At 48.6% G+C, this 12963-nt stretch carries 11 protein-coding genes; 3 read left to right on the forward strand and 8 right to left on the reverse strand.

Features of this window, described 5'->3' with window-relative positions:
* Positions 1-53: 53 nt before the first annotated feature.
* The 4 genes from GO755_RS03415 to GO755_RS03430 all read right to left on the reverse strand — a co-directional run bounded on the left by GO755_RS03415 (position 54) and on the right by GO755_RS03430 (position 5307).
* The gene (locus GO755_RS03415) at positions 54-2258 is read right to left on the reverse strand and encodes a TonB-dependent receptor (protein ID WP_157583147.1); all 2205 of its coding nucleotides are present in this window, start codon (positions 2256-2258) and stop codon (positions 54-56) included.
* A gap of 68 nt (positions 2259-2326) precedes the next feature.
* Entirely contained in the window at positions 2327-3586 is a 1260-nt protein-coding gene (porY, locus tag GO755_RS03420; protein WP_157583148.1) for a sensor histidine kinase, read from the reverse strand.
* Positions 3583-4266: a response regulator transcription factor gene (locus GO755_RS03425; RefSeq protein WP_157583149.1), complete on the reverse strand. Its 684-nt coding sequence runs from the start codon at positions 4264-4266 to the stop codon at positions 3583-3585. Before GO755_RS03425 ends, porY begins: the two co-directional genes overlap by 4 nt.
* A gap of 69 nt (positions 4267-4335) precedes the next feature.
* Positions 4336-5307, reverse strand: coding sequence for an aldo/keto reductase (locus GO755_RS03430; RefSeq protein WP_157583150.1), 972 nt, complete (start codon positions 5305-5307; stop codon positions 4336-4338).
* Between the two features lie 179 nt (positions 5308-5486).
* Between GO755_RS03430 and GO755_RS03435 the strand changes: the two genes are divergently transcribed.
* Positions 5487-5810: a putative quinol monooxygenase gene (locus GO755_RS03435; protein ID WP_157583339.1), complete on the forward strand. Its 324-nt coding sequence runs from the start codon at positions 5487-5489 to the stop codon at positions 5808-5810.
* A gap of 42 nt (positions 5811-5852) precedes the next feature.
* Positions 5853-9425, forward strand: coding sequence for a carboxypeptidase regulatory-like domain-containing protein (locus tag GO755_RS03440; protein WP_157583151.1), 3573 nt, complete (start codon positions 5853-5855; stop codon positions 9423-9425).
* Positions 9426-9436: 11 nt separating this feature from the next.
* On the opposite strand, the gene GO755_RS03445 is transcribed toward GO755_RS03440, so the two are convergent.
* Together GO755_RS03445 and GO755_RS03450 are read right to left on the reverse strand one after the other, a co-directional pair.
* Complete coding sequence (locus GO755_RS03445; RefSeq protein WP_157583341.1) at positions 9437-9964, reverse strand: hypothetical protein; 528 nt, start codon at positions 9962-9964, stop codon at positions 9437-9439.
* A 43-nt stretch (positions 9965-10007) separates the two neighbouring features.
* Complete coding sequence (locus tag GO755_RS03450; protein ID WP_157583152.1) at positions 10008-10517, reverse strand: GNAT family N-acetyltransferase; 510 nt, start codon at positions 10515-10517, stop codon at positions 10008-10010.
* A 115-nt stretch (positions 10518-10632) separates the two neighbouring features.
* Here GO755_RS03450 and GO755_RS03455 point away from each other — a divergent pair, with 115 nt between their 5' ends.
* On the forward strand, positions 10633-11088 hold the full coding sequence (locus GO755_RS03455) for a hypothetical protein (RefSeq protein WP_157583153.1): 456 nt from the start codon (positions 10633-10635) through the stop codon (positions 11086-11088).
* Positions 11089-11090: 2 nt separating this feature from the next.
* Here the strand turns inward: GO755_RS03455 and GO755_RS03460 are convergent, their stop codons facing one another.
* Entirely contained in the window at positions 11091-11738 is a 648-nt protein-coding gene (locus GO755_RS03460; protein WP_157583154.1) for a Uma2 family endonuclease, read from the reverse strand.
* A gap of 94 nt (positions 11739-11832) precedes the next feature.
* Positions 11833-12771 (reverse strand): heme-dependent oxidative N-demethylase family protein, encoded by a 939-nt coding sequence (locus tag GO755_RS03465; protein ID WP_157583155.1) that lies wholly within the window; start codon positions 12769-12771, stop codon positions 11833-11835.
* Positions 12772-12963 lie beyond the last annotated feature (192 nt).

Genomic DNA, 12963 nt, shown 5'->3' on the forward strand with positions numbered 1-12963 from the left:
ATACATGTTTTGCTCTAGGCATATATCATACACCCTACATCATATATCCTATATCACAGCGTAAATTTCAACGCAACATTCACAATTCGACCTTCGAGCGGTGCCCAGATGGGGCGGAAGGTGGGTTGTACCGTTGGATTGGCGCCGAGAACGACGGTTTCGTAGTTGGCCTGTTTGATATTGAATAGGTTTTCGGCGTTCAACACCAGCCGCCAATGGTCGTTGTAGTGGTATTCGGCGGCCCCGGCGAAGAACCAGTAATTCGATACTTTTTGATTGTTATACAGGTATTGCGTGCCAACATAACTGGTTTCGATACCAAACCGGAAATGGTCGTTTTCCCAGGCTACCGTTGTCGAGAATTTGTCTTGTGGAGCCAGCGGCAAGTACGTATTGTCGGTTGGACCGTCGCGCCGGGCGAGGGTGTGGTTGTAGCCGAAATACAGTTCGTACGCTTTGTATTCGAGTCGCACGTAAGTATCCGTTCCAAGGCTCAGGATGTTATAGGGCGCGTTAATAAGTTGCGTATAGGCTCCTAAGTTATTCGACGTACTGGCAAAAGCCGACACGACTGGTGAGTTGACATAGGTGTAATAAAGCGCCTGATCGACTTGTAAAGAGATGCCGCTCTCGAACGATTTGGAATAAGCAATGTCAATATTCCCGCCAACCGACCGTTCTGCTTTCACCGTATTCACATCAATCGGCAGCAGACGTGGGAAAATCAAACTGACATTTAAGGCGCCGGGCGTCTGGTTCACGAACAGATTAGGCGTTTTATAACCTGTACCAACGCTCAAACGTACAGTCCAGGGCTCAGCTGGTTTCAGTTTGACCGATAGCCGGGGTAATAGGAAATTACCAAATGTGTTGTGATGATCGAAACGAAGTCCTGCCTGTATGGCTACTTTTTCGCTCACCTGCCAATCGTCCTGTACAAACCCACCAACCGTTGCGTAGGTATAGTTGATCAGAAGCGTACTATCTGGATTTTTCCGAAACTGCTCGACGGTGAGGTTAGCACCAACAATGAGTTGCTGCTTGCCAAAACGCACTAAATCATTGCCTTCCAGATAAACGGACGACTGACGCCCGTCAGACAGTTTTTGGTAATCCGTGTTTTGGCGATGAAATGTACTGACCGCTCCTTTCAACGTCAGCGCGTTTGTTTCGGAAGTATTATGGTTGATGTCGAAATCGACCGTATGTCGTTGGAGGTCGGTGATGTTTCGATAGCCGTTTGGCATAGAGCCTTCCAGGGCAGGTAGATAACCACCTTCGCGGTGTTCGTTGGTGAACGCATAACCAATGTTCAGTTTAGTGCGATCGGATGGGTTGTAGAAAAATTTGGGATGGAAGTTGAACTGTTTGATCTGCGGACTATCTGTAAACCCATCGCCAGTTACGTCTACGGCGAGCTGATCGGTATAACCTGTAAACAATGTTAGTCCAGTTTTACCATTGGCTCCGTAGCGCTGTGCGTAATAGGCATTGAGATTCGTCTCTTTCAGATTCGAATGATTGAGTAGGGCCGTAAATTCGGGTGTTGTAGACGTAGGCGCTTTGGATACGATATTGATCATCCCACCAATGGCTCCTCCGCCGTAGAGTGTGGAAACAGAGCCCTTGAAGACTTCAATCTGTTTTAAATCCAACGGTGGAATTTGCAAGACGCCGAGGTTCCCCGAAAAACCTTCATAAAGTGGCAGCCCATCACGCAGAATCTGAGTGTACTTAGGGTCAAGTCCCTGCATCCGAATGGCCTGATTGCCATTAACCGCCGATGTTCGCTGAACGTGAATGATCGAAATGTCGCCTAGAATACTGCTCACGTTACCGGGCACCACGGCGCTTTCTTCGTCCATGTCTTCCTGCCCAAGCACTTCCACCTTAATAGGCAAGTCCTCAATGCGCGAGTTGGTACGTGTGCCTGTAACGGTCACTTCGTCGATGGCTTCTACTGCCGCTTTCAGGCGAAAAACAAGCGTATCGCTCCCTGGTGTGACAGAGAATGATTCAGTTTCATAACCTACCGCACTAACTGTCAGGGTTTTGACATCGGCTGGTAAATCGGAAATACGGGCAATGCCACTGACGTCTGTGACAGCGCCAATTATTGGTTTACTGGTTGTACGAACCGTAGCAGCAATGACGGCTTCATGAGTCAGACTATCTTCAATCCGAATGATCCGGTTGGTCTGGCCAAATGCGGGTGCAATGGCTAGCGTGAGTAGCGTAAATAGGGCGACTAATTTCATCAGGTACAGATTTTGCCTGCAAGTAAGGGATGAATTATGAAGAGAATTTGAAGATAACCCACTCTTCGTTATAGTAACCCCACTTGAAACGAGTGTTCACCTTTCGCGCTATTGTACCCATATGTTAGCGGCAACCTGTAGCGATCGCAGATTTGTTTGACTAAGGCAAGCCCTAAGCCAGTTGAATCAGGGCGAGCTGGATCTTTTACAAATCGGTTAAATAGTTGATTGTCAGCAAATGGAAGGGGCTTGCCGGTATTTCGAATTTGCAGGGATTGCGCCGTTAATTCAATGCCAACAGAGCCTCCAGTATTCCCATGCCGAACCGCATTTTTTAGCAAATTAGTTACTAATACACTCACCAATTGCCTGTTTACCCGTAGTTGTATTGCCGGAGCTATTGATCGCTCAATGCTCATGTTTTTATGCTCGAAGAAGGGTTCGTACTCATCAATGTATTGAGTCAATAAGGCGCTCAAATCCACCAGTTCATCGGCAGCAAACTGATCGTTCTCAACTTGAGTGAGAAGCAATAGTGAACGGTTCATTTGACTCAGCCGGCTAAGCGCATCTGTCGCTCGTTGCAGGTGCGTATGATCGGCTTCATTCAGTCGTTCCGACTGCATCAGAAAGTCTAATTCGGCCGAGGCCACGGCCAGCGGTGTTTGCAATTCGTGCGATGCGTTTTCGGTAAACTGTTTCTGTAATGAAAACTGCCGACGTAATTTCTGGGTCAATTCGCTCAGCGATCGACTGAGTAGGCTAAACTCCCTAACGCGACTAGCTGGGAAGGATTGATCAGTCGCGCCATCGAGCCGAAAGCTACCCAACTGGCTGATGGTCATGTAAAAAGGTTCCCACAATCGACGGGATAAGCCCAGCCCAATGGCAACTGACAGGGCCATTAAGATCAGAAAGCCGACGATAACACCAGCCGACATCTCACGAGCCAGTTCATTGAACTCATAGTAGGGTAGTCGAACGGTCACTAAATAAGTCTGTCCGTTTGCCGACACCGTTTGCCTAAGCTGACGAACTTGAATCGGTTCATTCGTATCGAACGAATCAATCAAAACGATATCCCTGAAGTGAGGCCGTAAATGTCTGGTTGCAAGCTCAATATGTGGGTTATCATCCCAATCAGACACCTTGCGGAGTGGTTGTAGCTGTAGCCGCCGTTCGGTTTTCTTTACCTCCGCCACTAGAATCTCATCAACTTCATGCCGAATTTTTCGGTGGATAAGGGTATAAAATCCCACCGATCCAATCAACGCGATGGCTAAAGCCGTGAAGAGCAGATAACGAGCGGTTTGGCTAAGCAGACTCATGGGGTTCGGGTTGAGAAAACGTAGCCTGCACCATAGCGCGTCTGAATATAATCGGGGCAACCAGCGTTAATTAATTTCCGACGTAGATTCTTGACGTGTGTGTACAGAAATTCATGTGAGTCGGCAGCATCCATCGCATCGCCCCAAACGTGCTCGGCAATCGCTGACTTTGATAAGAGCCGGTCGGCATTCGTGACTAAAAAGAGCAAGAGTTCATATTCTTTTCCCGTCAATTTAATGTCGCTGTTGCGGATGCTCACGCGTTGTTGATCAGGCCAGAGTGTAAGCTCGCCCGCTTGTACCTGTGCATGTCCACCAAACAGCCGCCGACGCAGTACCGACCGTATTCGGGCGTTCAATTCGGGCAGATGAAAGGGTTTTGTCAGGTAATCGTCGGCTCCGGCATCGAGCCCGGTGAGTTTGTCGGCCAGCGCATCTTTAGCCGTTATGACAATAATACCCGCCGTTGACTGTCGCTTTTTAAGGGCACGTACCAGGTCAAGTCCATTGCCACCGGGCAGCATTAAATCGACGACAACGCAATCGTAGTCGTAATCATGCGCTTTTTCGGTGGCCTGCAAATAGGTATCGGCTGTGGTAACGCTATAACTTTCGCTTTCCAGATACTGGCGTACAGCCTTTTGTAAATCCGGTTCGTCTTCAACTAATAGGATTTTCATATAGTCTGGGCCAAGCTGGTGCCTGGCCCGTTTTATCTATACTGATCAAGCACCAGCTTGGCCCAACCACTACTGACTCCATTCAGTAGGCGTACGATCCCAACGATGACCTTTCAGTTCGTGTAATAATTCGGGCGACAGGCCAGTTCCATCACTAACGGCGGTGTTGGCTTCGACGTTCCGAATCTGACGCATACCAGGAATGGTCGTGTGTACATCAGGATTACTCAGAATAAAACGCAGTGCCATTTCGGGCATGGTCATTCCCGCCGGAATAAGCGGGCGGAGCGCATCCGCATGATCAACGCTACTGTTCAGGTTTTCGGGTACGAAATAGGTTGAGCGCCAGTCGTTAGCCGGAAACGTGGTCTCTTTGGTGAAGGTACCTGTCAACGTTCCTTCATCAAAAGGGACACGGGCAATGATACCGAGATTCATCTGATGGCAGAGTGGGAATAACTCATCTTCTGGATTCTGGTCGAAGATGTTGTAGATGACCTGTACCGCATCAATTAGTCCAGTGCGGAGGGTATTCAGGCAATTGTTGGGTTCCCAGCGATTCACAGAAACCCCCCATGCTCGAACCTTTCCCTGCTGAGTTAATTTCGTGACAGCCTCCTGCCACTCGTCCTGATTGGCCCAGTCATCTTCCCAAACGTGAAACTGCATGAGATCGATGGTATCGACACCGAGATTTTGCAGGCTTTTTTCGGTGTATTCCACAATGTAATCAGCGGGAAATACATCGTCAAGTTTAAAGTCTGATCTCGATGGCCATATGCGATTTTTGGGTGGAATTTTGGTGGCTGCGTATAACTGTTTGTCAGGGTTTCGCTTCAGGAGACCACCCAGTATTTGTTCACTTAATCCAGAGCCATATCCCCAGGCTGTATCGAAAAAGTTGCAACCGCGCTCAACAGCCAGATCAAGAGCCTGGTCAATTTGTGAACGTTCGGAGCCAGTCCAATCAGCAAGGCCCCACATGCCATAGCCAATTTCAGAGATTTCCCAGCCGGTACGGCCAAATGTACGGTAATTCATAAGATAAGGGTATTTAAACACATTGGATCGCCAAAGCGAGCCACAAAGAACACAAAGTTTTAAAGAAGATTGTATCGGCCTCAAAAGTATAAAGTAAGTTTTTATGGCAGGGACTAATAAAAAACATAGTGTTCTTTGTGGCTCGCTTTGACGGTCTGACGTGTTTAAACTGAAAAATGATGCTGGTTCGAATTGTTCGTATGACGTTTCAGGAAGGGGCGCTCGCTGAGTTTCAATCTATTTTTGATGGGTCGAAACAGCACATTCGTGCGTTTTCCGGTAATTGCCATCTTGAACTCCTGCGTGACCCGACTCATCCCAATGTTCGCATGACCTATAGTCTGTGGACATCTGCCGAAGCCCTGGAAGCCTACCGCCAGAGCGACTTATTTCGTACAACCTGGGCTGCCACAAAAGCACTATTTGCTGAACGCGCAGTGGCTTTTTCGGGAGAGAAACTGGAAGAGGTAATCCCTGGAGATAATTTGAGTAAAATCACTTAGAGTCTGCCTTCTTCATCGTGGCAAACTAACTGTTAACTACTCATGAATCGCTGGCTCTCTGTCGTTTACCTGACTACCTGCCTGCTAACGTGGCTTGCCTCGCTGGCGTTTGCTCAACCCGCAACGACCACCCTAACCGGCTCCGTTGCCGACGCCACCACCGGTAAGGCAATGCCGTTCGCTAATGTGTATTTAAATGGAAGCACACGGGGTACTGTTACCAATGAGCAGGGCAATTATTCACTTTCCGGTGTGCCGCTCGGCACGGTAGAAATAGTGGCTTCGTTTGTTGGCTACCAACCTCAACAACGAACACTGCGCCTGGATGCCAGTCAGAATAACAAAGCAAATTTTCGCCTGAAACCGAGCGATCAGACTTTGCTTACCGTGACGGTTCGTGGCAATCAGAAGAAATGGGAGCGGCATCTACGGCAGTTTAAACGCCAATTACTCGGCGAACCGTTTGGCGGGCAATGTCTGATCATGAACAGCGATGTGCTCAGCTTCAAAGAAGAAAATGGGCAGCTGAAGGCAACGGCTTCTGAGCCTTTGATTATTGAGAACCAGGCCTTAGGCTATAAGCTACGCTATGACCTTCTGTATTTCGATGGATCGTTTAAAAAGGTGTACTATGCAGGTAGCGTGCATTTTGATGAATTGAAACCCGCTGATGAGCGACAGGCTAAACGGTTCCGACGAAACCGAATGATTGCCTACAAAGGCTCAACCCGACACCTAATGGCTAGCTTAGTTGATGGTAGTTATGAAAAGGAAGGCTTTATGGTATATCGGGAAGATCCGGCCGTATTACCCATGAAATCGATAGCCAACCGGATCGTTTTGGCAGGTTCAGTTGGAACAGATACAACCAAAGGGCACCTATTGCCCTTGAAACTAAACGAATTAATACAGCCAGGTCGATTGCCGTTTGAACGACGATTGCTATCCGACAAGACATTGATTGTTTTTTATACCAATGCGATCTCTGTTTATTCGCCGTACATGGATGCCCGTTATGCTTACTCAGAGATTAAATTACCCGCCCAACAGATACAACTAACCACCGACGGAACCATTACAATACCTAATGGGATGGTCATCTCCGGATCATTGTCTGACGATCGCCTGTCGACACTGTTACCTGCCGATTGGCAACCAACAAAAACAGATGTTGACCCAGTGACCAACGCACCCCTAGTGGCTCAGGGAAAATTTCTATTACCTGATGCCCGTCAGAAACGAATTGCTGCAGCATTTAATGAGCGATTTCAGGCATTAGCACCAGTTCTATTTGTGCATACCGACAAACCATTTTATGCCACCGGTGATCGGATGTGGTTAAGTTCCTATTTGCTCGATGCTGTAACGAACCGCCGTCTTTTGGGGGAAACCGCCATGCATGTGGATTTGCTAACGCCCTCCGGAAAACTCATTCAACATCAATGGTTGCGGGTAACAGATGGTCGCGCTGTGGGCAATTTCAGACTATCGGATTCCTTAGCTACCGGCACCTATCGGTTGCGGGCTTATACCGATGAAGACGACGGGCAACTTCGCCCCGCTTTTGAACGTTCGATTGCCATTAATAACCTGTTTCAGAATAAGCTACAGAAACAAGTCGACACCGACGCCAAACCGCTGGATGTGCAGGTATTGCCTGAGGGAGGGCGTTGGGTAGTAGGATTACCGGCGAGACTAGGCATTAAAATCGTTGGTTCGGATGGGCAGGGGGTAAGGGCACAGGGCCAGATTGTAACAAATGAGGGTACGGAGGTTTGCCAATTAACCATCAATGCGTTTGGGATGGGCAGCTTTGTGATGACACCTGAAGCCGGTAAAAAATACTACGCTGATGTTGTCCATAACGGTCAGCACCAGCTTGTACCGCTCCCTGTAGCCGACAAGGAAGGGTATGTTTTCTCGGCCGATGTGGTTAGCGATACCAACCTGTTGGCGCTAACGATTGCCGGTACAAACCTGCCTTCGATGGATTCGGTTTATGTGCTCATTCAGCAACGGGGTCGCCTGATCGACCAGCGGAAAATCCTTCTGCAAAATGGCGTAGCTCGTGTGAGTTTGCCAGCCGAAGGATTTCCATCGGGTCTTAATCAGATTACACTCTACAACGCTGCTGCTCGTCCTCAGGGCGAGCGGCTCGTATTTATACCCGAACGATTACCACCTCTACGAATACTGGTGGGACTGAATAAACCCCGCTACCAGCCTCGTGAACAGGCTATTATGAGTATCAATTTGAGCGACGAAGGGATACCGTCAATTGCGGCTTTGTCAGCTTCCATTACAGATGCTGGTCAGGTACCTGAAGATACGGCTGCGGCTACGATTCAGACTCATCTATTGCTAACAGGGGAGTTAAGCGGGCGTATTGAGCAGCCTAACGTTTATGTGAAAGACAACTCGCTCGAAACACGCAGGGCTTTAGATGATCTCCTGCTCACGCAAGGCTGGCGACGGGTAAGTGGTACGCCGTCGACCGAACTGATGGGCGGAGTGTCGGTGATGGGGCGTGTACTAAACGCAAAGAATCAACCCATATCGGGAGCGCAGGTCATGGTGGCATCAACCGTGCCCGAACATGCTTTTGTCCGCTCGGCCGGAACGAACGACAAGGGTCGATTTCGGCTGGCGGGCCTGGAGATTGCTGATACTGTTCAATTGATGACCCAACTGGCTGATCATCAACTGAAGAATTATGCCGATAAAGATGCTCACCTTATCCTGGAAGGTCCCTGGGTATCCTGGCAACTGGATACGACTAGTATTCCCTCTAACTGGACAAATCTACATGCTCAATTGGCGGCAGCCCGGATTCGCCAGGAAAATGACACTGACCTGTATCGGGACAAAACCGCAAAACTATTGAAGGCAGTGACTGTGAGAGCCAAAAAAATGGATGAGCGTCCCCTGGATGTTCAGCGATCAAGTCTCCACAGCGAAGCTGACGCTACCCTTGTCTTCGACGAAACGTCTCCCCGATTTGCCAACCTCTATGAAATGATGCGTGGGAAATTATCAGGAGTAAATGTTATGCAGGTTGTTGATCCTACTAAAATGAATAATGGTAGTTATCAGGTGATTATTCGGGGAGTTGGGACCTTGAAAAGCAGCTCTCAACCGCTGTACCTGGTTGATGGTGTGAGCATTCAGGATAACGATGGAACCGCTCTGCTTTCCTTTAATCCGGGTGATATTGAGCGGATCGAAGTACTAAAAAATGGTGGCACGGCGGGTATCTACGGGGTTCGGGGTGGTAATGGGGTAATTGCCTTTTACACAAAACGCTTTCGGCCCGATCAGCAGAAAAGCGCGGCTAAGGGTGGCATGAAGCCGCTGCAACTCATTGGCTATGCGTCGGTTCAGCGGGAGTTTTATATGCCAAAATATACCGCAGAAACGCAGACACCTACGGCATCAGATCGGATTGATCGCCGGGACGTACTCTATTGGAAACCCCTTATGCAAACCGATAGCCAGGGTCACAGTCAACTGGTGTTTCCGTTATCGGATGTTGTCCGAACGTTGCGTGTGACCTTGCAGGGAATTACCGAAAATGGCCGGCCAATCGCAATTACCGAACTGATTCGGGTGCAATAAGTGATCAGTTATTACTTTCCCCAGGCTGGTGCCGGAGTTGTGGCATCGAACAATTCGTCGATATAATACTCCCGTCGATCCCGCTTATCGCATTCGTCACTCCCAATCGGGTACCGACAGGTTGCATATACCGCTACATTATCAGGGTTCATCAGGCTGACATAAGCTCCGTTCGGGAATTTATCCGTTTTGTGGCCTCGGTTCAGGAGACAATGACCTAATTCATGAAAAACCAGGCATTCCCGTTCATTGGCGCTGGCTGTTTTCCAGCAGAAATCGTCGGAATTAAGCGTAATTCGGGGTGTTTTTCCATTTTCGAGAACGCACTGTCCGCAAACATCTTCGCTTTGTGCCGTTCCGAACGTAACGATCAGGTTGGCCGTCGAAACGGATTTGTTACGCTTGGTTGCTTCATCCCGAAACGACTTCAGGTAAGGTTCTACCTCTGCCGGAACGCTATATTGAATCGGTTCGGGTTGCGAACCAGACTGGCAACCTGTTAATCCAGTGAGCAATAATATAACAACAAACAAACGCATGAAGCTATAAGTCACTGGCGCAGGTATTTACTCGTGCCAGTGACTAAAATGCCATCACGTAAAACTGGCAAAGAAACGATTGCCCAAACTCATGCATCTGCCGTTGGTAGGTGGGTTGGAAACCATAGCGTTCGTAAAACTGCATGAGCTTGGGGCGGGTCGCATCGGTCTCCAGTTCCAGGGTTCGTATGCCTCGTAGCGCGCATTCGTTTTTCCAGAAATCAATGATAGCCGCGAATAGATTTTGTCCACCAAACGCCCGACGAATGGCTAGCTTATGAATAAAACTGGACGTGTTGGGCGGCACATCAGGCCAATAGAGCGGATCTTCCCATTGAAGGATAAATACGGCAGCAGGTTCTGGTTCTGTACCATCTTCGCGGTCGGCATACATCACGTAGAGATTGCCTGTTGTGTGTTCATTTAGCAGGTTTTCCGGTGTAAGTGTGTCGATTTGCCAGAGTTCCTGGCCGTTGTCTACGAGCCACTGGCCAACTTCACGAAGCACCTCAATGGCTACCTCTGTCTGGTCATTGCGGAAGGAGAATTTCATCAAAAAAACAGGTTGTTGGCTAAAAAAGAATCGAAAAATCAGTCTGGCAAACCCCTCACGATAACAAGTAACCGAGGCCCGTTAACATTTAGACTGGCTTACAAGTTAAGCCAATATGACTGATTTAAACAAAACAATTCTGCCATCGCTGGGCAGCGGCCTGATTGGGGCCTGCGTACTGACCGCTCTCCACGAAACGGCCCGCCAATTTATTGACAAGGCCCCTCGGGCTGACATTCTGGGCATGCGAGCCATCAAAAAAGTAATGGAGAAAGCAGACGCAGAGCCACCTGCCGATGACGAACTCCACGACTGGGCATTGGGGGGCGACGTGGTATCAAATACGCTTTACTATAGTCTGATTGGGTTAGCCAAACCGAAAGATGCCCTTCTGGCTGGTGCGGCTCTAGGCGTAGTGGCAGGCGTTGGAGCGGTAGGTTTGCCCGGCCCTTTAGGCTTGGGAACAGCGCCCAGCAATCGCACACCGACTACAGCCGCTATGACAATCGGCTGGTACTTGATTGGCGGCCTGGCAACAGCTGCGGCTTATACATTCCTGAAACGTAAGTGAACTCATTCGGTCACCTGAATGCCTTCTTCTTTCAGATATCGACCAATATTGAAGCTTTTGCCATCCAGTAATTCCAAGTCGCGGTTCCAGTCCATTGTGAGCCAGGCATCGGCATTCTTTTCGGCGATCATCACCTGCTGCGAACTGGTGAAAATCCAGATAACTTTATCCGACCCAAAATCCAGTAGTTTTTTCGTCTTCTGGTTAACGTAATTAAAGTCGATAACTTTAGAAATATCGGCTTTCACGTCAATTTCAACGGCCACTTTAGCGGGAACTGTAACGTACTGGGTATTAATCTTATCTGGCGTTAATACGCTTCGGTCGTAAATGGCAACGTCGTGCGACAGATTATTGCGATGATCAAGATGTACTCCTGCTTCATTTGACGCAAACCAGTATTTTTTTTCGTCTAACTGACGAATCATAATACGCATAAAATAGGAGACAAGCACCCACTGTAATGAACTGGAACCCATAATATCTTCTGGTAATTTTTTGCCCGCCAATACGTCTTCATAGCCACGATAATAGAGCGGACGCCCATCCAGGACTTCATAGACCAGCGATTCCAAGGCAACGGGTGGCTGTTTTCTGACCGTAACCGAATTACGTCGCTTACGAGGTTGCTGTTGCGCTACTGTTTGCATACGTGTATTTTTTGGCAAGGTACACCTTTTTAGAATTTGATGGGGCGACTTGAGGCTGACCAATATCAAGAGTGATTCAGGCAAGATAATCGCTTTATAAACTAGCCGACGCAATTTTCTCTTCCAAAAAATGAAGCATTGCGCTCTCAAAAGGCGTAATGGCTTTGTAATCAAGCATGTCTCTAGGTGTTGTTTGAAGCGTGCCGAGTATCTTTTTTGCGTGATCAATGTCGGCCGCTTCGTTGGCCAGTGTGTTTTGATACGTATGAATGCCGAACAGAATGGCGCCTGAACGAGGGAGCCGGCTGAAGGTTTGGCGTTCGATTCGGATAAAAATCTGATCACCAACTGTGCTGGAGGTGAGCGTGGGGGCCAGATGTGCCAGCTCGTTGTTATAACCAGCCGAATATTTTGTAGACAGGTCCAGTTGGTCGGTAATTTTGAAGTTCCAGCTCGCCCGCCAGATGGGACGATGGGCTGGGATATGTTCCAGTAGTTTGTGGGCCGCCTGCATGGTTGGCTGAACCATAGTTGGAGCAGGTCGGTGAATGCCCAGAAATGTCTGCCCGATCTTATCGTCCATACACCAGCCGTTCGGAAAGCACAATTGCCCCGCCACGAGCGCGGCTGTGCCGTCGGCACTCAGGATCAGTAAATCTTCCTGCACTTGCCGTCCAACCCAATCAAGTGGCGCTTGTGGGAGCGTACCGGCATCGCCAAATATGAAGTGAAATTCCTCTGCCAACAGATTGTTTTGCCAATGCCATTGATCGCCAGTCTGGGTAAGCGAAAAGTACTGTGGATACCGTTTGGCGGTCTCTGTTAGTACCCGTTCCAATACGTCCCACTGGGCGAGTTCGGTAGCTGGTAGCGCCTGAAAATAATAGCGAAGGTCCTGGGCCAATAAGTCTCGTTTGAGTGCAATTTCGTGTCTGTACTCATCATCAACTTCGATTAGCAATTCGTGGGCCTGGAGCGGAGCCGTGCCCATGCGATGATCAAATGCATGGCTGAATGGGAAGTAAGGGAGCATATTCTTATGGGTAGGTTATCAATACCTACTAAAATAAACACTCTCCCGCTTTTCTGGCTAGTCAGAATGGATTATCCTGATTTTGTGTAAGTTATTGTCTGAATTTTTAAAGTTATTGATGAAACCAGGCTGTTCAGTTGAGTTTCCCTGAAGGCCAGAATATGGAATAGAGACTATTTTTAAGTTTAGATA

The organism is Spirosoma arboris (genome assembly GCF_009754945.1).
GTDB classification, from domain to species: Bacteria; Bacteroidota; Bacteroidia; order Cytophagales; family Spirosomataceae; genus Spirosoma; species Spirosoma arboris.

Bases quoted from the DNA above. Each gene is read 5' to 3' on its own strand.
- GO755_RS03415 (WP_157583147.1), bottom strand. From the start codon at position 2,258: ATGAAATTAGTCGCCCTATTTACGCTACTCACGCTAGCCATTGCACCC.
- porY (WP_157583148.1), bottom strand. From the start codon at position 3,586: ATGAGTCTGCTTAGCCAAACCGCTCGTTATCTGCTCTTCACGGCTTTA.
- GO755_RS03425 (WP_157583149.1), bottom strand. From the start codon at position 4,266: ATGAAAATCCTATTAGTTGAAGACGAACCGGATTTACAAAAGGCTGTA.
- GO755_RS03430 (WP_157583150.1), bottom strand. From the start codon at position 5,307: ATGAATTACCGTACATTTGGCCGTACCGGCTGGGAAATCTCTGAAATT.
- GO755_RS03435 (WP_157583339.1), top strand. From the start codon at position 5,487: ATGCTGGTTCGAATTGTTCGTATGACGTTTCAGGAAGGGGCGCTCGCT.
- GO755_RS03440 (WP_157583151.1), top strand. From the start codon at position 5,853: ATGAATCGCTGGCTCTCTGTCGTTTACCTGACTACCTGCCTGCTAACG.
- GO755_RS03445 (WP_157583341.1), bottom strand. From the start codon at position 9,964: ATGCGTTTGTTTGTTGTTATATTATTGCTCACTGGATTAACAGGTTGC.
- GO755_RS03450 (WP_157583152.1), bottom strand. From the start codon at position 10,517: ATGAAATTCTCCTTCCGCAATGACCAGACAGAGGTAGCCATTGAGGTG.
- GO755_RS03455 (WP_157583153.1), top strand. From the start codon at position 10,633: ATGACTGATTTAAACAAAACAATTCTGCCATCGCTGGGCAGCGGCCTG.
- GO755_RS03460 (WP_157583154.1), bottom strand. From the start codon at position 11,738: ATGCAAACAGTAGCGCAACAGCAACCTCGTAAGCGACGTAATTCGGTT.
- GO755_RS03465 (WP_157583155.1), bottom strand. From the start codon at position 12,771: ATGCTCCCTTACTTCCCATTCAGCCATGCATTTGATCATCGCATGGGC.